Below are 17,542 nucleotides of genomic sequence, written 5' to 3'. Positions count from 1 at the left end.
TTACTCAAAAAGAGGAAGCTCATACTCTTCGAAAATCAAATTCAAACCACGTCAGCGTCGCCTTACCGTACTCAAGTACAGCTTGCGGCTAGCTTCCTAGTTTGCTCTTTGATTTTCATTGAGTATCAGCCTCCTCTTTTTACATTTATTTAATTATGGTTTGATAACTTCAACTCCACCCATGTATGGACGAAGAACTTCTGGAATGGTAACAGAACCATCTTCGTTTTGATAGTTTTCAAGGATAGCAGCGACTGTACGTCCAACAGCAAGTCCAGAACCATTCAAAGTATGAAGAAGTTTAACCTTACCATCGGCTTCATCACGGTAACGGATTTGGGCACGACGAGCTTGGAAATCTTCTGTATTTGAACAGCTTGAGATTTCACGGTAGGTATTTTGAGCAGGGATCCATACTTCCAAGTCATAAGTCTTAGCAGCAGAGAAGCCCATATCTCCAGTAGAGAGAGCAACCACACGGTATGGAAGGTTGAGTTTTTGAAGGATGTTTTCAGCGTTGGCTGTCATCTTTTCTAGTTCTTCGTATGACTCTTCAGGTTTGGCAAATTTCACCATTTCTACCTTGTGGAATTGGTGTAAACGAATCAAACCACGAGTATCACGACCAGCTGAACCAGCTTCAGAACGGAATGATGGACTCATAGCAGTAAAGTAGATTGGCAAGTCTTTTCCATCAAGAATTTCATCACGGTAGTAGTTGGTCAGAGGAACTTCAGCAGTAGGAATGAGGACGTAGTTCGTATCTTTCAATTCAAATGTATCTTCTTTGAATTTTGGATATTGACCAGTACCGAACATAGAATCATGGTTAACCATGTAAGGCGTGATGACTTCGGTATAGCCCTCTTTACCATGCTCATCCAACATGAAGTTGTAGATAGCACGTTCCAAACGAGCCCCAAGTCCTTTATAGAAGAGGAAGCGCGCTCCAGTTACCTTTCCACCACGTTCCCAGTCAAGAATACCAAGATCTTCACCTAGATCCCAGTGAGCTTTTGGTTCAAAGTCGAACTCGCGAGGAGTTCCCCAACGGCGAACTTCTACGTTATCGTCTTCGTCTGCACCGATAGGCACGCTATCAGCTGGGATATTTGGAAGTGTAGTAGTAAATTCAGTCAATTTCGCATCGATTTCTGCCAATTCAGCATCAAGAGCTTTGACCTCAGCAGATAGGGTTTGCATAGCTGCAATCTTGTCGTCTGCATTTTCCTTGTTACGTTTAGCTTGGGCAATCTCAGCAGAAACTGTGTTACGTTCAGCCTTGAGGGTTTCAACCTTAACCAAGATGTCACGTCGTTTGGCATCGATTTCTTTCATCTCGTTCAAGACAGCAGCATCTACACCACGTGTAGCTAGTTTTTCAGCGACAGCATCAAAGTCTGTACGAATACGTTTGATATCTAACATATAAACTCCTTTATGAAAAAAGCACACCCGACAAAGCGTTGGAGTGGCAGGGCCACGGTTCCATCCAACTTCACAGGTGTGCACTTGATTCTGTATTTGATTTAAAACAACGGTAGAATTTCAATTAAATCTTCTATCTGCTCGCAGCATCCGCAGACTTTCTGAAAGAAGGAAGTAAGCTACTTATCCGTTGCTATGATTATACTAAACTTTTTATTTTTTTGCAAATAGATTTTTAATTTTTCGACCAATGATTTGGACTAAGGTAGGAAGTTTGACTACCTTGTCATTTCCCAGTTTTTCACGAGCTATTTTAAGAATTTTTCCAGAGTCTTTTGAGGCGAAGAGAAATTTCCCTTGATCTGTAAAGACTTCAAAATGACGACTAACCTTGCGGCCTGAAACATTGGCTCCGATCTGATTAATGCTGGACCATGGGATTTGAATATAGTCCTCGACATTACGATCTGAGTAAAATTCTAGGGCATGATCTCCGACCAGAAATTTTCCAACCTTTCCTGTAATGGAGAGATAGGAGGTTCCAGTTGTTTGCAAGTCGACGACCTTGTTGAGGGATTGTGCCATGTTTAGTCTTCCTTATTTTCACCGAAAAATGCTTGGTAGAGAGCTTTAAGAGCGGCTTTTTCTTGGTCTTTATGGACAACAAACATGATAGAAACTTCACTAGAACCTTGAGACATCATTTGGATGTTGATGTTGTTCTCAGATAAGGCACGAGTGGCTGTAGCAGTTACCCCGATATGACGCTTCATTTTTTCCCCAACAATCATAATGATAGAGAGGTCGTGTTCGATTTCAGCGTGGTCTACCTCTGCTTTTTGGACTAATTGACGAAGGATTTCTTCTTCCTTGATCGGAGTTAATTCTCGTGAACGTAAGATGATAGACAGGTCATCGATACCAGTTGGCATGTGTTCCCAACCAATATTAAGGTCCTCAAGAATCTGAAGAACTTTACGACCAAAACCGATTTCGCGGTTCATCAAATACTTAGACATATTAATGCTGACAAAGCCAGAATCTCCAGCAATACCAACAACTGGGAATTTGTCGCTGCCATGTTGTAGCACAATGCGAGTACCTGGGTGGTCAGGGTTATTGGTGTTCTTGATAACCAAAGGAATTTTCCCACGGTAGGCTGGTAGAAGTGCTTCATCGTGTAGTACAGAGAATCCAGCATAGGCCAATTCACGCATTTCACGGTAGGTCAATTCAGGGATAGAGTGTGGCTTATGGATAATACCAGGGTGAGCTGCAAAGATTCCGTCTACATCAGTAAAGTTTTCATAGAGGTCAGCCTTGACACCAGCAGCGATGATGGAACCAGTAATATCTGATCCCCCACGTGAGAAGGTACAAATTTGATCTTCTTTCGTAACACCGAAGAAACCAGGGATAACAAGAACTTCAGTTGAATTTGTCAATTCCTCGATTTTATCGTAACTTGATGGGATGATACGTGCATTTCCAGGTTCGCTTGTCACAACGATACCAGCTTCTCTAGGATGAACATAACGCGCTTCCAAGCCATTTTGGTTAAAGTAGGCTGCAATCAATTTGGCATTGTTATTTTCTCCAGCTGCTAGAAATGTATCATAGAGAAACTTATTATCTTCAATTGGAAGAGTAGCCAGAGAGCGAATGCTTTTTGAAATTTTATCTAAAACGGCTGGTTTAAGACCTAATTCGCTAACCATAGCAGCATAGCGATCAATAATCCAATTTTGGCTTTTGCTAATGTCGTTTCCAGCTACATAGTCGCGGTAATATTTAATTAAGGCATCTGTCACCTTAGTATCTTCAGAATTGCGTTTACCAGGGGCAGATACAACCACAAAACGACGTTCTGGGTCACTTTTGACAATATTTAAAACTTTTTCTAATTGACTAGCAGAGGCAAGCGAGCTTCCACCAAATTTAACAACCTTCATAAGAACTCCTAAAGTAAGTATTTTATACGATTATAGCAGAAAGAGGGGCTTTTTTCAATCTGGAAAATGTCCTATATAATTGTTTGAACGTCTCATCAGGAAAGCTTATAATAAAGGTGTAGGGGGAAACCTCTTCACATATAAAGGAGTTGGGAAAGATGATTAAAAGAGTGTTTTGTTTAATACTATTCCTTACCTTCGTGATGATTCCTACAAGTATCGGAGCAACTTCTCATCCTCTTCCCAGTGGTCGTTTGACCGGAGAAGAATTAGCGATTGAGTATGCTCAGGAAGGTCAGATATCAGTTGAGAGGGCTAAAAATATCTTATCTATCGATTTTTCAGATAGTAAGTCAAGGACTTATCGAATTCTCTCTGAAAAGGTTATAGTCAATCCTAACTATGAAGCTAGAGTCAAGTTTTACTGTCGAACAGATGAAAGTGGACAATTTAGAGGAATCACGAAACTCTTAGCTGCAAGTCTGGTCAACAAGGACGGGGATAAGGAAGCTCCTTTTACAGGGAATCTTTTTGCCTACCTAGAAGATCCAAATCGTGTTTTTTACATGGTTTCAGGAGAATTCTACCATAAAGGATTCAACAAAGAACAGCTCTACCAGAGAGAAGGCGGGCGGATGATTGAAGTTATTTATGATTTCAAAGATGATGCAAGTACTGGTTTTCCTTCATTTTTAGAGAATAAACTAAGCTTTTAAAATCGGCCGAGACACTTTCGGTCGATTTTTCTCTTGTTTAATAAATCAAAAAAAGATATAATTTGAAAATAAAATAATTTAATCTTCGTTGTAAATTGAAAGGAGTGCCTATGGATCATATTCTCTATCAAGTTCAAGACGATTTAGCGATACTAACTTTAAATCGTCCTGAGGTGGCCAATGGTTTTCATATTCCTATGTGTCAAGAAATTCTAGAAGCATTGGAATTGGCTGAAAAAGATGCTTCGGTTTCGTTTATTCTCATTAATGCTGCTGGCAAAGTCTTCTCCGTTGGAGGGGATTTAGTAGAAATGAAACGTGCAGTCGATGAGGATGATATTGCCTCCCTTACCCAAATTGCGGAGTTGGTAAATACGATTTCCTATAAGATTAAACAAATTCCTAAACCAGTCATTATGGAGGTGGATGGAGCAGTTGCTGGAGCTGCGGCTAATATGGCTTTAGCAGTTGATTTCTGTATTGCTTCTGACAAAGCTAAATTCATTCAGGCCTTTGTAGGTGTGGGCTTAGCTCCTGATGCGGGTGGCTTATTCTTGCTTACACGATCACTAGGTGCGACTCGGGCAACGCAATTAGCTATGACTGGAGAAGCTTTCACAGCAGAAAAAGCACTGGAAGCTGGAGCTGTCTATCGTCTGTGTGCTAGTGATCAACTGGAAAAGACAAGAGAACAACTGTTGAAGAAGTTGAGAAGAGGCTCCTCTAACTCTTATGCTGCTATTAAGAAGTTAGTCTGGGAAAGCGAGTTTAAGCAGTGGCACGAGTACGCACGGCTAGAACTGGAATTGCAAAAATCTCTATCTTATACGGAAGATTTTAAAGAAGGTGTTCGTGCACATTCTGAAAGACGACGTCCAAAATTTATCGGAAAGTAAAAAAATACTTGCACAATTCTTTGAAGTTTGATATACTTTTTTTGTCAAATGTTTTGATAGTTAAACTTTTTTGATAAGGGAGGGAAGAGAATTGGACTACCAACGGATCAATGACTATTTAACATCTATTTTTAATAACGTCCTGGTGATTGAGGAAGTGAGTTTGCGAGGTAGTCGTTTCAAGGACATCTCTATCAAGGAAATGCACACAATTGATGTGATTGGTAAGTTTCCAGATGTGACACCAAGTCAAGTGTCCAAAGAGTTGATGGTAACTCTAGGAACAGTGACAACTAGCTTGAACAACTTGGAACGAAAAGGTTACATCGAACGCTTACGTTCAGATCAGGATCGTCGTGTAGTACATCTGCATTTGACCAAGAAAGGTCGACTCGTACATCGTCTCCATAAACGTTTCCACAAGGCCATGGTCGAAAGAATTATCGAAGGCATGAGCCCAGAGGAAATGGACGTCATGAGTAAAGGTTTGACCAATCTTTATCAATTTTTGGAGGATTTGAAATAATGGCTTTTGCAAAAATAAGCCAGGTTGCTCATTATGTACCAGAGCAGATTGTCACAAATAAGGATTTGGCTCAGGTCATGGATACGAGTGATGAATGGATTTCAAGTCGAACTGGGATTAAGGAACGTCGCATTTCTAAGACAGAATCAACAGGAGATTTGGCAACGGCAGTTGCAAAACAACTCCTAGAGAAGTCAGGGATTTCTGCTGAAGAGTTGGATTTTATCATTCTAGCTACGATGACACCTGACTCGATGATGCCTTCAACAGCCGCTCGTGTTCAGGCTAAAATCGGCGCTCACAAGGCTTTTGCCTATGACTTAACAGCTGCCTGTAGTGGATTTATCTTTGCTCTATCAACTGCAGAGAAGTTCATCTCTTCAGGAGTTTATCGTAAGGGCCTGGTTATCGGAAGTGAAACCATGTCAAAAGCTTTAGACTGGTCAGATCGCTCAACTGCTGTCCTATTTGGAGATGGAGCTGGGGGCATCTTGTTAGAAGCAAGCGAAGAGCCACATTTCATAGCGGAGAGTCTCAATAGCGATGGTTCGCGTAGTGAGTGTTTGACATATGGACAGACTGGTTTAACTTCACCATTTTCAAATCAAGAAAAGCCCGATGCTTTCTTGAGAATGGATGGCCGAGAAGTTTTTGATTTTGCGATTCGAGATGTTGCTAAGTCTATAAAAAAAACCATAGTAGAGAGTCCTCTGTCGGCAGAAGAACTAGATTATCTCTTGCTTCATCAAGCTAATATCCGCATTCTAGATAAGATGGCTAGAAAGATTGGTGTAGATCGAGACAAGCTTCCTGCCAATATGACCAAGTATGGAAATACTAGTGCGGCAAGTATTCCGATCCTACTTTCAGAGTGTGTAGAGGAAGGGCTCATTCGTTTGGATGGTAGCCAAAATATTCTCTTGTCAGGCTTCGGTGGAGGTTTGACATGGGGCACGCTTATTGTTACAATTTAGGTAATCATGTGGTGAACACATTGTTATAAAAACTATTTATTTTAAAGGAGTCTATCATGGCAGTATTTGAAAAAGTACAAGAAATTATCGTTGAAGAACTTGGAAAAGATGCATCAGAAGTAACACTTGAATCTACTTTTGATGATTTGGATGCAGATTCATTGGACTTGTTCCAAGTGATCTCAGAAATCGAAGACGCTTTTGATATCCAAATCGAAGCTGAAGATAACTTGAAAACAGTTGGCGACTTGGTTGCTTACGTTGAAGAGCAAACAAAATAATTAAAATAAAAGAAGAAGGAGTAGGGGGAACCCACTCCCTCTTGTTTAGGTAATAGTTTGACTGTCAAATTATAATGTAGTCGAACTATTACGTAAGCAAGACATACGGAGGCACTATGAAAACACGTATTACAGAATTATTGAATATTAAATATCCGATCTTCCAAGGTGGAATGGCTTGGGTTGCAGATGGTGACCTTGCTGGAGCTGTTTCAAAAGCAGGTGGTCTCGGTATCATTGGTGGAGGAAATGCTCCTAAAGAAGTGGTTAAGGCTAATATTGATAAGATTAAATCATTAACAGACAACCCTTTTGGTGTCAACATTATGCTTCTGTCTCCATTTGCTGATGATATTGTGGACCTTGTGATTGAAGAAGGAGTTAAGGTAGTTACAACTGGTGCAGGAAATCCAAGTAAATATATGGAACGATTCCATGAAGCAGGAATCACCGTTATTCCTGTAGTACCTAGCGTGGCTTTGGCTAAACGTATGGAAAAAATTGGTGCGGATGCTGTTATTGCTGAAGGTATGGAAGCTGGTGGACACATCGGTAAATTAACGACCATGACCTTGGTTCGTCAAGTTGCAGCTGCTGTTTCAATTCCTGTTATCGCTGCTGGTGGTATTGCAGACGGTGAAGGAGCTGCTGCTGGCTTTATGCTTGGTGCAGAGGCTGTGCAAGTAGGAACTCGTTTTGTAGTTGCTAAAGAATCAAATGCCCATCCAAACTATAAAGCTAAAATTTTAAAAGCTCGTGATATTGATACAACGATTTCGGCACAACATTTTGGACACGCAGTTCGTGCCATCAAAAATCAATTGACTCGTGATTTCGAGCAAGCTGAAAAAGATGCCTTTAAACAAGAAAATCCAGATTTAGAAATCTTTGAACAAATGGGCGCTGGAGCCTTAGCTAAGGCTGTTGTCCATGGTGATGTGGATGGCGGTTCAGTAATGGCCGGCCAGATTGCAGGTTTGGTATCGAAAGAAGAAACTGTTGAAGAAATCTTAAAAGATATCTACTATGGTGCAGCTGAAAAGATTCAATCAGAAGCTGCTCGTTGGGCAGGAGTTACAAGAAATGACTAAAACAGCCCTTCTATTTGCAGGTCAAGGAGCTCAATACCTAGGAATGGGTCGCGAGCTCTATGACCAATATGCTATCGTCAAGGAAACAATCGATCAAGCTAGCCAAGTCTTGGGTTATGATCTCCGTGATTTGATTGATAATGATGAAACAAAGTTACATCAGACTCGTTATACGCAACCAGCTATTTTAGCTACTTCAGTTGCAATTTACCGACTTCTAGAGGAAAAAGGTTACCAGCCTGATATGGTGGCAGGTTTGTCGCTTGGAGAATATTCAGCCCTTGTAGCTAGTGGCGCTTTGAATTTTGAAGATGCAGTGGCACTAGTTGCTAAACGTGGTGCTTATATGGAAGAAGCGGCACCTGCAGGATCAGGGAAAATGGTAGCTGTGCTCAATACACCAGTTGAAGTTATCGAACAAGCTTGTCAAGAAGCTTCTCAACTTGGTGTTGTAACTCCAGCAAACTACAATACTCCAAGCCAAATTGTTATTGGTGGTGAGGTAGCTGCGGTAGATCGTGCAGTCGAACTCTTGCAAGAAGCAGGAGCAAAACGCTTAATTTCGCTCAATGTTTCTGGGCCTTTCCATACAGCTTTATTGGAATCTGCTAGTCAAAAATTAGCTCAAGCCCTGACAGAAGTTGAATTTTCTGACTTTGCTTGTCCACTTGTTGGTAATACAGAAGCGAAGGTCATGGAAAAAGAACGTATTGCAGAACTTTTGACTCGTCAAGTCAAGGAGCCTGTCCGTTTTTATGAAAGTATTGCAGTCATGCAAGAAGCGGGTGTCACTCGTTTTATCGAGATTGGACCTGGTAAAGTTTTGTCAGGATTTGTCAAAAAGATTGATAAAACAGCTCAACTTTCTAATGTGGAAGATCAAGCAAGCTTACAAGCACTCTTAGAAAATTAGACCAAAATGGTAGAAGTTCTGAAAGGAGAAAAATGAAACTAGAACAGAAAAATGTCTTTATTACAGGCTCAAGTCGAGGAATTGGTCTTGCCATTGCTCATAAATTTGCCAGCTTGGGAGCCAATGTTGTCTTGAATAGTCGTGGTGAAATCTCCGAGGAGCTTCTAGCCGAATTTAAACCATACGGGGTGAAGGTTCTTGCTATTTCTGGTGACGTTTCTGATTTTGCGGACGCAAAACGTATGGTAGACCAAGCCATTGAAGAGCTGGGTTCAGTTGATGTCCTCGTTAATAATGCTGGGATTACTCAAGATACTCTCATGCTCAAGATGACAGAAGAAGATTTTGAGAAGGTCTTGAAAGTCAATTTGACAGGTGCCTTCAATATGACGCAAGCAGTCTTGAAACCGATGATAAAAGCTCGCGAAGGTGCTATCATCAATATGTCTAGTGTTGTTGGTCTCATGGGAAATATTGGTCAAGCCAACTACGCTGCTTCTAAGGCTGGTCTGATTGGATTTACCAAATCAGTAGCACGTGAGGTTGCCAATCGCAATGTGCGTGTCAATGCCATTGCTCCAGGAATGATCGAATCAGACATGACTGCGGTTCTATCTGATAAGGTCAAAGATGCTATGTTGGCACAAATTCCGATGAAACAATTTGGCCAAGCTGAGCAAGTCGCAGAGGTGACAGTCTTTCTTGCAAGTCAAGATTATCTAACGGGACAGGTCATTGCAATTGATGGTGGACTAACCATGCAATAAGAGTTAAAATAGAGGTATGAAAATGAAACTAAATCGTGTAGTAGTAACAGGTTATGGATTGACATCTCCAATTGGAAACACACCAGAAGAATTTTGGAACAGTCTTAAAAATGGAAAGATTGGAATTGGTGAAATCACCAAATTTGATCACAGTGCTTTTGACGTTCATAATGCGGCAGAGATCCAGGATTTTCCGTTTGATAAATACTTTGTAAAAAAAGATACCAATCGTTTTGATGACTATTCTTTGTATGCCTTGTATGCAGCTCAAGAAGCAGTGAACAATGCTAATCTTGATGTAGAGACTCTTGATAGAGACCGCTTTGGTGTCATCGTTGCATCAGGTATCGGTGGAATTAAAGAAATTGAAGATCAAGTGCTTCGACTTCATGATAAGGGACCAAAACGTGTAAAACCATTGACACTTCCAAAAGCTTTGCCAAACATGGCTGCAGGAAATGTTGCTATGCGCTTTGGTGCCAATGGGATTTGTAAATCTATCAATACTGCTTGTGCTTCATCAAATGATGCTATCGGGGATGCTTTCCGTTCTATCAAGTTTGGCTTCCAAGATATCATGTTGGTTGGTGGTTCAGAATCATCTATTACTCCATTTGCGATTGCAGGTTTCCAAGCCTTAACAGCTCTTTCAACAACAGAAGATCCAACTCGTGCTTCTATTCCATTTGACAAAGATCGTAATGGATTTGTCATGGGTGAAGGATCAGGTATGTTGGTTCTTGAAAGCTTAGAGCACGCAGAAAAACGCGGGGCAACTATCTTAGCTGAAGTTGTTGGTTACGGTAACACTTGTGATGCCTACCATATGACTTCACCACATCCAGAAGGACAAGGGGCTATTAAAGCTATCAAACTTGCCTTGGAGGAAGCTGAGATTACACCAGACCAAGTAGCCTATGTCAATGCTCATGGTACCTCAACTCCTGCTAATGAAAAGGGAGAAAGTGGAGCGATTGTAGCTGTTCTTGGTAAGGAAGTACCTGTATCTTCAACTAAGTCATTTACAGGACACTTGCTCGGTGCAGCTGGTGCAGTTGAAGCCATTGCAACAATTGAAGCAATCCGTAACAACTATGTACCAATGACAGCTGGAACAACAGAATTGTCAGATTACATCGAAGCAAACGTTATTTATGGACAAGGCTTGGAACGTGAAATTCCTTATGCTATCTCAAATACTTTTGGATTTGGTGGGCATAATGCAGTTCTTGCTTTCAAACGTTGGGAGAATAAGTAAAGATGAATTTAAATGAAATCAAAGACTTGATGGCGCAGTTTGACCAGTCGAGCTTGAGAGAATTTTCTTATAAAAATGGAACGGATGAGTTGCTCTTCAGCAAGAATGAAGCAAAACTTGTTGTAGAAGCAAGTCCAGCACCTCAACCTGTGGTTCCAGCAACTGCACCTCAAGATCCAACTTCAACACCAGCTGTAGAAGCAGTTTCAGAATCAAATGTTATTGAATCTGTAGCTGAAGGAGATCTAGTAGAAAGTCCACTTGTCGGAGTTGCTTACTTGGCTGCGGGACCAGACAAACCTAATTTTGTTTCAGTCGGAGATACTGTTAAAAAAGGTCAAACCTTGGTCATCATTGAAGCCATGAAGGTCATGAACGAAATTCCAGCACCTAAAGATGGTGTTGTAACAGAAATTCTAGTTGAAAATGAAGAAATGGTTGAGTTCGGGAAAGGCTTGGTACGTATCAAATGATTGATATTCAAGGAATTAAAGAAGCTTTGCCTCACCGTTATCCCATGCTCTTAGTGGATCGTGTCTTAGAAGTTAGTGAAGATACAATTGTTGCCATTAAAAATGTAACGATTAACGAACCTTTCTTCAACGGACACTTTCCAGCCTACCCTGTAATGCCAGGTGTCTTGATCATGGAAGCTTTGGCACAAACAGCGGGTGTTTTGGAATTATCAAAGCCTGAGAACAAAGGGAAGTTGGTTTTCTACGCTGGTATGGACAAAGTGAAATTTAAAAAACAAGTTGTTCCTGGTGATCAGCTTGTCATGACAGCAACTTTTGTCAAACGTCGTGGCACAATCGCCGTAGTAGAAGCGAAGGCAGAAGTAGATGGTAAGCTTGCAGCAAGCGGTACTCTGACCTTTGCTATTGGAAACTAGGGAGGTTTTCCATGTTTCGTAAGATTTTAATTGCCAATCGTGGTGAAATCGCTGTTCGTATTATTCGTGCGGCACGAGAATTAGGAATTGCAACAGTCGCTGTCTATTCGACTGCTGACAAGGAAGCTCTCCACACGCTTTTGGCTGATGAGGCTATCTGTATCGGCCCTGGGAAGGCTACAGAATCTTATCTGAACATCAATGCCATCCTATCAGCTGCGGTCTTGACTGAAGCTGAAGCTATTCACCCTGGATTTGGTTTTTTAAGTGAAAATTCCAAATTTGCAACCATGTGTGAAGAAGTTGGGATCAAATTTATCGGACCATCAGCTCGTGTCATGGATACCATGGGAGATAAAATTAACGCCCGTGCTCAAATGATTAAGGCAAACGTACCTGTCATTCCAGGATCAGATGGAGAAGTCCATACTGCAGAAGAGGCCCTCGCTATCGCCGAAAAAATTGGTTATCCAGTTATGCTGAAAGCTTCAGCTGGAGGTGGTGGTAAAGGGATTCGTAAGGTTGAAAAGGCAGAAGATCTTGTTTCAGCCTTTGAAACAGCCTCTAGTGAAGCTAAAGCCAACTTTGGTAATGGAGCTATGTACCTCGAGCGTGTGATTTATCCTGCTCGACATATTGAAGTACAGATTCTTGCTGACCAAATGGGACATGTTGTTCACCTAGGTGAGCGTGACTGTTCGCTTCAACGGAATAACCAAAAAGTTTTAGAAGAAAGTCCTTCAATTGCTATCGGGAAAACACTTCGTAATGAAATTGGTGCTGCAGCTGTTCGTGCAGCGGAGTCTGTAGGCTACGAAAATGCTGGTACCATTGAATTCCTACTAGATGAAGCAAGTGGGAAATTCTACTTTATGGAGATGAATACGCGTGTCCAAGTGGAACACCCAGTAACCGAATTTGTTTCTGGTGTGGATATTGTCAAGGAACAAATCCGTATTGCGGCAGGTCAACCTTTGACTCTGAAACAAGAAGATATTGTTCTAAAAGGACATGCTATTGAGTGCCGTATCAACGCAGAAAACCCAGCCTTTAATTTTGCACCGAGCCCAGGTAAGATTACTAATCTTTATCTACCAAGCGGTGGTGTTGGCTTGCGTGTTGACTCTGCAGTTTATCCAGGTTATACCATTCCACCATACTATGATAGTATGATTGCTAAAATTATTGTTCATGGCGAAAATCGTTTTGATGCTCTCATGAAAATGCAACGAGCTCTGTATGAACTCGAAATTGAAGGGGTGGTCACCAATGCTGATTTTCAACTCGATTTGATTTCAGATCGACGCGTGATTGCAGGAGACTACGACACCTCATTCTTGATGGAAACTTTCTTACCACATTATCAAGAAAAAGAATAATGTAATACTCTTCGAAAATCTCTTCAAACCGGGTCAGCTTCGCTTTGGATTATATATGTGACTGACTTCGTCAGTCTTATCTACAACCTCAAAGCAGTGCTTTGAGCAACCTGCGGCTAGCTTCCTAGTTTGCTCTTTGATTTTCATTGAGTATAAAATAGTATAAGACTGAAAAGGGGGATGCATGGCTCTATTTAGTAAAAAAGATAAATATATTCGAATCAATCCCAATCGTTCGACTGTAAATCAACCTCAGATCAAGCCAGAGGTTCCAGATGAGCTCTTCTCCCAATGTCCAGGTTGCAAATATACAATTTACCAAAAGGACTTGGGGAGTGAGCGGATATGCCCTCACTGTGGCTATACCTTCCGTATTTCAGCTCAAGAGCGTCTAGCTTTAACCATTGATATGGGGACGTTTTTGGAAATGTTTAAAGGGATTGAAACTCAGGATCCTTTGAATTTTCCAGGCTATCGTAAAAAATTGACTTTGATGCGTGAAAAGACAGGTCTTGATGAGGCTGTTGTAACAGGAACAGCTTTGATTAAGGGAGAGAAGGTTGCCCTTGGCATCATGGATTCTAACTTTATCATGGCATCGATGGGAACAGTTGTTGGTGAGAAAATCACTCGCTTGTTCGAATATGCGACCGCTGAAAAATTACCTGTCGTATTGTTTACAGCTTCTGGTGGAGCACGAATGCAGGAAGGAATCATGAGCTTGATGCAGATGGCCAAAATCTCTGCCGCAGTCAAACGTCATTCCAATGCAGGTCTCTTTTATCTGACAATCCTTACTGACCCGACGACTGGAGGAGTAACAGCTTCCTTTGCAATGGAAGGGGATATCATCTTGGCGGAACCTCAAAGTTTGGTAGGTTTTGCTGGACGCCGTGTGATTGAAAATACAGTAAGAGAAGACCTACCAGAAGACTTCCAGAAAGCAGAGTTTTTACTGGAACATGGTTTTGTGGATGCAATTATTAAACGGCGAGAATTGCCAGATATGATTGCTCGATTAGTAAGACTACACAGGAGGGAGAGTTGATGAATATTGCGAAAATCGTTAGAGAAGCTCGTGAACAAACTCGCCTAACAGCCTTGGACTTCGCAACAGGAATTTTTGATGATTTTATTGAGCTGCATGGGGATCGCTCTTTCCGAGATGATGGTGCTGTTATTGGTGGTATCGGTTGGTTGGGAGACCAAGCAGTAACTGTTGTTGGAATTCAAAAAGGTAAAAGCTTACAAGATAATCTTAACCGTAACTTTGGTCAACCTCATCCTGAAGGTTACCGAAAAGCCCTTCGTTTGATGAAGCAAGCAGAAAAGTTTGGTCGTCCAATTGTAACCTTTATCAATACTGCTGGTGCCTATCCTGGTGTAGGCGCAGAAGAACGTGGTCAAGGTGAAGCCATTGCTCGCAATCTCTTTGAAATGAGCGACCTAAAAGTGCCCATAATCGCCATTATTATCGGTGAAGGGGGCTCTGGTGGAGCTCTAGCTCTAGCAGTAGCTGACCGTGTTTGGATGCTAGAAAACTCTATCTATGCAGTTCTCAGTCCTGAAGGCTTTGCTTCCATCTTGTGGAAAGATGGTACGCGTGCCATGGAAGCAGCTGAGTTGATGAAAATCACTTCCCATGAACTTTTGGAGATGGAAGTCGTAGATAAGGTTATTTCAGAGAGAGGTCTCTCTGCCAAAGAGCTGCTAGCTCGTGTAAAAAATGAACTTCAAACAGAAATTGAACAATTAAAACAATTATCGTTGGAGAAACTTTTGGAAGAACGTTATCAACGCTTTAGAAAGTATTAAACAGAAAGCTAGAACTAAAAACGGTTCTAGCTTTTTGGTTTCTCTCAAAAATTCATTTCAGGATTAAAAATTGACAGTTGAGGAGATGGAACTGAGAGTCGTTAACAAAAGATGTATATTATATAATAAGGAATGATAATCTATAAGTGCTACAGAGAATAGATTAATACTCAATGAAAATCAAAGAGCAAACTAGGAAGCTAGCCGCAGGTTGCTCAAAGCACAGCTTTGAGGTTGTAGATAAGACTGACGAAGTCAGTCACATATATAATCCAAGGTGAAGCTGATGTGGTTTGAATTTGATTTTCGAAGAGTATAAGTTTTTATAGATTTTATGCTGTGCTAGGTCAGTATATAACTAATAAATTGAATAGGGGATTGTTATTCTTTTCCTCCATCAAGGTAATTTAAATTTTTTAAGGAGTGAGTATGAAAAAACTTTGGCATTTGGGAGTCTATACATTCTTTATATTCCTCTCGGTTTATCTACTAGAGTTTAGTAGTCTTCATCTGACTAAGTTTTTAGGATTGGGGATAGATGGTTATTATAGCATTTCAGCAGTTGGGGAAGTAACTCTTTTAGTGATGTTTGTCTGCTGGTTAAAAAAGAAAAAAATGCTCTATATTCTTGAAACAAAGGGCTCGAAGAAGTCAAGATTCTTTTACCTTGTAATAAGCCTAGTGGCTACTTATTTTGTTCGTCAGTTGTTGAATACTTTTCAGTTACAGTTTCATCCCTTAATTAATAACAAGTATATCTTTCAAGACCTTATTTCGACATTATATTCTAATGGACAACCTACTTTTTTAGCGACTAGTTTCCATTTTATATCGAGTGTCATCGTGGCCCCTATATTTGAGGAGATGGTTGATAGAGGATATTTTATGAATACCTTCTTTCCAAACTCCAAGTATTATCTGGATGTTATCTTATCAGCTCTTATATTTGGAATCAGTCATTTGGTGTTTTCCCATCGAGATCCCATCAGTTTGATGTTTTATAGTTTAGGAGGCCTTTTCTTTGCCCTTGTCTACCGTTGGACAAAGAATCTAAAAATCACAATCCTATGCCATAGTTTTTTCAACTTTCTCACTTATGCCAAGCCCATCTGGATTTTTGTTTATAATTATGTCTATTACCACTTTTTTAGATAGTGGAAGGCAAAGAAAAAAGTGTTTGATAACTGTCAAACACTTTTTCTATATTATTTAATCTTCTTCTGTCACAAATTGACTGAGGAGTCCATTGATGAAACGGGCTGATTTTTGATCTGAAAAGCTCTTAGCAAGTTCAATAGCTTCGTTAACAGCTACGAGCTGAGGAGTATCAAATGAAGTGATTTCAAAAACTCCTAGGCGTAGTAAATTCTTTTCTACCAAAGTCAGACGATCGATGGTCCAACCAGTTTTCAAATGTTGAGTAATTTGTTTGTCCAGATCATCCTTTTTAGCTTGGACACCAGAAACGAGCTCTACAAGGAAGTTAGGAAGTTGTACGTCTGTATCTTCGCGATCATGTGTGTAGGCGAAGCGACAAGCAGTTTCTAAATCTGAACCATATTCAAGACTCATCAAGGCTTGGAAAGCACACTTACGTAGTTCACGTCTAGATTCTAATAATGGACTAGTCATTGAGGAAGTCCTCGTCGAATAAGTCTTTCAATTCTGGTTTTGGTGTTTTATCTGGAACGATACCTGCAACGTGAATGTTGACAGCAGAGATTTCAACATCAGCCATGTTACGGACAGCATCCTTAACAGCTTTCTGGATAGCCATAGCAACCTTAGGAACTTTGACACCGTACTCTAGGTAGAGGTAGATATCAGCTGTGAGCTCATCGTTTGCTTCTTTTAGATATACGCCACGACCAAGAGAAAGTTTTGAAAGGGTGTCAGATACTGATTTGTTTGAAAAAGAGTGTACGCCTTCAACTTTCGCAGTTGCAATAGCAATGATTTTTTCAAGTACACGTGGGGCGATGACGATTTCGCCAAGTTGTTCTTCAATTCCCATAGAATGACCTCTTTCTAGTTTCTAGAGATTAGGCGCGAGAAACGTAAGTTCCTTCTGCAGTGTTGATAATCAATTTTTGACCTGCTTCGATGAAGTCTGGAACGTTCACAACAAGACCAGTTTCCATTGTTGCTGGTTTACCAGAACCTGTAACAGTAGCACCTTTGATAGATGGTTGTGTTTCAGCAACTGTCAATTCAACAGTAGTTGGTACAGTCACACCGATTACTTCAGTTCCGTAGAATTGGATTTTTACATCTGAGTTTTCAAGGATGTAAAGCAATTCGTTTTCAACATTCACAACAGGAATTTCGTATTGGTCATAAGTTTCTGTGTTCATGAAGTAAGCTGTGTCATCCATTTTGTACAAGTATTGAGCTGGAACTGTTTCGATGATCGCTTGCTCAAATTTTTCTTCTGGGCGGTAGCTTGTTTCAAAAGTTGAACCAGTACGGACATCACGCAATTTCATACGCATGATAGTGTTTCCTTTACCTGGTTTGTGGTGGCTAGCTTCCAAAACGCGGATCAATTTTCCTTCAGCTGTTTCAAAAGTCATACCAGCCTTTAGTTTACTTGCTTCAATCATGATTTTACCTCTTTAATAAATAGTTTACTCTTTATTGTACCATAAAATGCA

Annotated in this window: 21 protein-coding genes; 15 read left to right on the top strand and 6 right to left on the bottom strand. The window is 40.7% G+C overall.

Going from position 1 to position 17,542, the window contains the following annotated elements; genetic code table 11:
• Nucleotides 1–153 precede the first annotated feature (153 nt).
• From serS to E7C97_RS01730, 3 genes are all read right to left on the bottom strand, one after another.
• Nucleotides 154–1,428 (bottom strand): serine--tRNA ligase, encoded by a 1,275-nt coding sequence (gene serS / locus E7C97_RS01740; RefSeq protein ID WP_045763674.1) that lies wholly within the window; start codon nt 1,426–1,428, stop codon nt 154–156.
• Between the two features lie 213 nt (nt 1,429–1,641).
• Nucleotides 1,642–2,013 carry a DUF956 family protein gene (locus tag E7C97_RS01735; RefSeq protein ID WP_045763675.1) on the bottom strand — a complete coding sequence of 124 codons (372 nt, stop codon included), beginning with the start codon at nt 2,011–2,013 and terminating at the stop codon, nt 1,642–1,644.
• A 2-nt stretch (nt 2,014–2,015) separates the two neighbouring features.
• Nucleotides 2,016–3,380 carry an aspartate kinase gene (locus E7C97_RS01730; protein ID WP_045763676.1) on the bottom strand — a complete coding sequence of 455 codons (1,365 nt, stop codon included), beginning with the start codon at nt 3,378–3,380 and terminating at the stop codon, nt 2,016–2,018.
• A 203-nt stretch (nt 3,381–3,583) separates the two neighbouring features.
• On the opposite strand from E7C97_RS01730, the gene E7C97_RS01725 reads away from it, so the two are divergent.
• From E7C97_RS01725 to E7C97_RS01655, 15 genes are all read left to right on the top strand, one after another.
• On the top strand, nt 3,584–4,096 hold the full coding sequence (locus E7C97_RS01725; protein WP_316107904.1) for a hypothetical protein: 513 nt from the start codon (nt 3,584–3,586) through the stop codon (nt 4,094–4,096).
• A gap of 110 nt (nt 4,097–4,206) precedes the next feature.
• Entirely contained in the window at nt 4,207–4,992 is a 786-nt protein-coding gene (locus tag E7C97_RS01720; RefSeq protein WP_000349594.1) for an enoyl-CoA hydratase, read from the top strand.
• Nucleotides 4,993–5,083: 91 nt separating this feature from the next.
• The gene (locus tag E7C97_RS01715) at nt 5,084–5,518 is read left to right on the top strand and encodes a MarR family winged helix-turn-helix transcriptional regulator (RefSeq protein ID WP_000386343.1); all 435 of its coding nucleotides are present in this window, start codon (nt 5,084–5,086) and stop codon (nt 5,516–5,518) included.
• Nucleotides 5,518–6,492, top strand: coding sequence for a beta-ketoacyl-ACP synthase III (locus E7C97_RS01710; protein WP_316107901.1), 975 nt, complete (start codon nt 5,518–5,520; stop codon nt 6,490–6,492). The genes E7C97_RS01715 and E7C97_RS01710 overlap by 1 nt, the downstream gene beginning before the upstream one ends.
• A gap of 56 nt (nt 6,493–6,548) precedes the next feature.
• Entirely contained in the window at nt 6,549–6,773 is a 225-nt protein-coding gene (locus E7C97_RS01705; RefSeq protein ID WP_000257840.1) for an acyl carrier protein, read from the top strand.
• A 116-nt stretch (nt 6,774–6,889) separates the two neighbouring features.
• Entirely contained in the window at nt 6,890–7,864 is a 975-nt protein-coding gene (gene fabK / locus E7C97_RS01700) for an enoyl-[acyl-carrier-protein] reductase FabK (RefSeq protein WP_316107898.1), read from the top strand.
• Nucleotides 7,857–8,777 carry an ACP S-malonyltransferase gene (fabD, locus tag E7C97_RS01695; RefSeq protein ID WP_316107896.1) on the top strand — a complete coding sequence of 307 codons (921 nt, stop codon included), beginning with the start codon at nt 7,857–7,859 and terminating at the stop codon, nt 8,775–8,777. Before fabK ends, fabD begins: the two co-directional genes overlap by 8 nt.
• Before the next feature lie 32 nt (nt 8,778–8,809).
• Nucleotides 8,810–9,544, top strand: coding sequence for a 3-oxoacyl-[acyl-carrier-protein] reductase (fabG, locus tag E7C97_RS01690; protein WP_316107894.1), 735 nt, complete (start codon nt 8,810–8,812; stop codon nt 9,542–9,544).
• A 22-nt stretch (nt 9,545–9,566) separates the two neighbouring features.
• Nucleotides 9,567–10,802, top strand: a complete 1,236-nt coding sequence (gene fabF / locus E7C97_RS01685; protein ID WP_045763683.1) for a beta-ketoacyl-ACP synthase II — start codon at nt 9,567–9,569, stop codon at nt 10,800–10,802.
• A 2-nt stretch (nt 10,803–10,804) separates the two neighbouring features.
• Nucleotides 10,805–11,275: an acetyl-CoA carboxylase biotin carboxyl carrier protein gene (accB, locus tag E7C97_RS01680; RefSeq protein WP_045763684.1), complete on the top strand. Its 471-nt coding sequence runs from the start codon at nt 10,805–10,807 to the stop codon at nt 11,273–11,275.
• On the top strand, nt 11,272–11,694 hold the full coding sequence (fabZ, locus tag E7C97_RS01675) for a 3-hydroxyacyl-ACP dehydratase FabZ (RefSeq protein ID WP_006145014.1): 423 nt from the start codon (nt 11,272–11,274) through the stop codon (nt 11,692–11,694). Before accB ends, fabZ begins: the two co-directional genes overlap by 4 nt.
• 11 nt (nt 11,695–11,705) lie before the next feature.
• A complete protein-coding gene (gene accC, locus E7C97_RS01670; protein ID WP_316107889.1) occupies nt 11,706–13,073 on the top strand; it encodes an acetyl-CoA carboxylase biotin carboxylase subunit in 1,368 nt (455 codons plus the stop codon).
• A 184-nt stretch (nt 13,074–13,257) separates the two neighbouring features.
• Nucleotides 13,258–14,121: an acetyl-CoA carboxylase, carboxyltransferase subunit beta gene (accD, locus tag E7C97_RS01665; RefSeq protein ID WP_316107887.1), complete on the top strand. Its 864-nt coding sequence runs from the start codon at nt 13,258–13,260 to the stop codon at nt 14,119–14,121.
• Complete coding sequence (locus tag E7C97_RS01660) at nt 14,121–14,888, top strand: acetyl-CoA carboxylase carboxyl transferase subunit alpha (RefSeq protein ID WP_316107885.1); 768 nt, start codon at nt 14,121–14,123, stop codon at nt 14,886–14,888. The genes accD and E7C97_RS01660 overlap by 1 nt, the downstream gene beginning before the upstream one ends.
• 429 nt (nt 14,889–15,317) lie before the next feature.
• A complete protein-coding gene (locus E7C97_RS01655) occupies nt 15,318–16,043 on the top strand; it encodes a type II CAAX endopeptidase family protein (protein ID WP_316107884.1) in 726 nt (241 codons plus the stop codon).
• A gap of 54 nt (nt 16,044–16,097) precedes the next feature.
• Here the strand turns inward: E7C97_RS01655 and nusB are convergent, their stop codons facing one another.
• From nusB to efp, 3 genes are read right to left on the bottom strand one after another with little or no spacing between them, the layout of a single operon-like run.
• Entirely contained in the window at nt 16,098–16,520 is a 423-nt protein-coding gene (gene nusB, locus E7C97_RS01650) for a transcription antitermination factor NusB (protein ID WP_000203647.1), read from the bottom strand.
• Entirely contained in the window at nt 16,513–16,902 is a 390-nt protein-coding gene (locus E7C97_RS01645; protein WP_049503061.1) for an Asp23/Gls24 family envelope stress response protein, read from the bottom strand. The genes nusB and E7C97_RS01645 overlap by 8 nt, the downstream gene beginning before the upstream one ends.
• A 28-nt stretch (nt 16,903–16,930) precedes the next feature.
• Nucleotides 16,931–17,491: an elongation factor P gene (efp, locus tag E7C97_RS01640; RefSeq protein WP_000568646.1), complete on the bottom strand. Its 561-nt coding sequence runs from the start codon at nt 17,489–17,491 to the stop codon at nt 16,931–16,933.
• Between the last annotated feature and the right edge of the window lie 51 nt (nt 17,492–17,542).

The organism is Streptococcus sp., from assembly GCF_032481935.1.
Taxonomy (GTDB): domain Bacteria; phylum Bacillota; class Bacilli; order Lactobacillales; family Streptococcaceae; genus Streptococcus.
The sequence above is the reverse complement of the archived record's forward strand: the minus strand, read 5'-3'. Positions and strand labels throughout refer to the sequence as shown.

Excerpts from the sequence above, each read along its gene's own strand:
- serS (WP_045763674.1), bottom strand. The coding sequence starts at position 1,428 with ATGTTAGATATCAAACGTATTCGTACAGACTTTGATGCTGTCGCTGAA.
- E7C97_RS01735 (WP_045763675.1), bottom strand. The coding sequence starts at position 2,013 with ATGGCACAATCCCTCAACAAGGTCGTCGACTTGCAAACAACTGGAACC.
- E7C97_RS01730 (WP_045763676.1), bottom strand. The coding sequence starts at position 3,380 with ATGAAGGTTGTTAAATTTGGTGGAAGCTCGCTTGCCTCTGCTAGTCAA.
- E7C97_RS01725 (WP_316107904.1), top strand. The coding sequence starts at position 3,584 with ATGATTCCTACAAGTATCGGAGCAACTTCTCATCCTCTTCCCAGTGGT.
- E7C97_RS01720 (WP_000349594.1), top strand. The coding sequence starts at position 4,207 with ATGGATCATATTCTCTATCAAGTTCAAGACGATTTAGCGATACTAACT.
- E7C97_RS01710 (WP_316107901.1), top strand. The coding sequence starts at position 5,518 with ATGGCTTTTGCAAAAATAAGCCAGGTTGCTCATTATGTACCAGAGCAG.
- E7C97_RS01705 (WP_000257840.1), top strand. The coding sequence starts at position 6,549 with ATGGCAGTATTTGAAAAAGTACAAGAAATTATCGTTGAAGAACTTGGA.
- fabK (WP_316107898.1), top strand. The coding sequence starts at position 6,890 with ATGAAAACACGTATTACAGAATTATTGAATATTAAATATCCGATCTTC.
- fabD (WP_316107896.1), top strand. The coding sequence starts at position 7,857 with ATGACTAAAACAGCCCTTCTATTTGCAGGTCAAGGAGCTCAATACCTA.
- fabG (WP_316107894.1), top strand. The coding sequence starts at position 8,810 with ATGAAACTAGAACAGAAAAATGTCTTTATTACAGGCTCAAGTCGAGGA.
- fabF (WP_045763683.1), top strand. The coding sequence starts at position 9,567 with ATGAAACTAAATCGTGTAGTAGTAACAGGTTATGGATTGACATCTCCA.
- accB (WP_045763684.1), top strand. The coding sequence starts at position 10,805 with ATGAATTTAAATGAAATCAAAGACTTGATGGCGCAGTTTGACCAGTCG.
- fabZ (WP_006145014.1), top strand. The coding sequence starts at position 11,272 with ATGATTGATATTCAAGGAATTAAAGAAGCTTTGCCTCACCGTTATCCC.
- accC (WP_316107889.1), top strand. The coding sequence starts at position 11,706 with ATGTTTCGTAAGATTTTAATTGCCAATCGTGGTGAAATCGCTGTTCGT.
- accD (WP_316107887.1), top strand. The coding sequence starts at position 13,258 with ATGGCTCTATTTAGTAAAAAAGATAAATATATTCGAATCAATCCCAAT.
- E7C97_RS01660 (WP_316107885.1), top strand. The coding sequence starts at position 14,121 with ATGAATATTGCGAAAATCGTTAGAGAAGCTCGTGAACAAACTCGCCTA.
- E7C97_RS01655 (WP_316107884.1), top strand. The coding sequence starts at position 15,318 with ATGAAAAAACTTTGGCATTTGGGAGTCTATACATTCTTTATATTCCTC.
- nusB (WP_000203647.1), bottom strand. The coding sequence starts at position 16,520 with ATGACTAGTCCATTATTAGAATCTAGACGTGAACTACGTAAGTGTGCT.
- E7C97_RS01645 (WP_049503061.1), bottom strand. The coding sequence starts at position 16,902 with ATGGGAATTGAAGAACAACTTGGCGAAATCGTCATCGCCCCACGTGTA.
- efp (WP_000568646.1), bottom strand. The coding sequence starts at position 17,491 with ATGATTGAAGCAAGTAAACTAAAGGCTGGTATGACTTTTGAAACAGCT.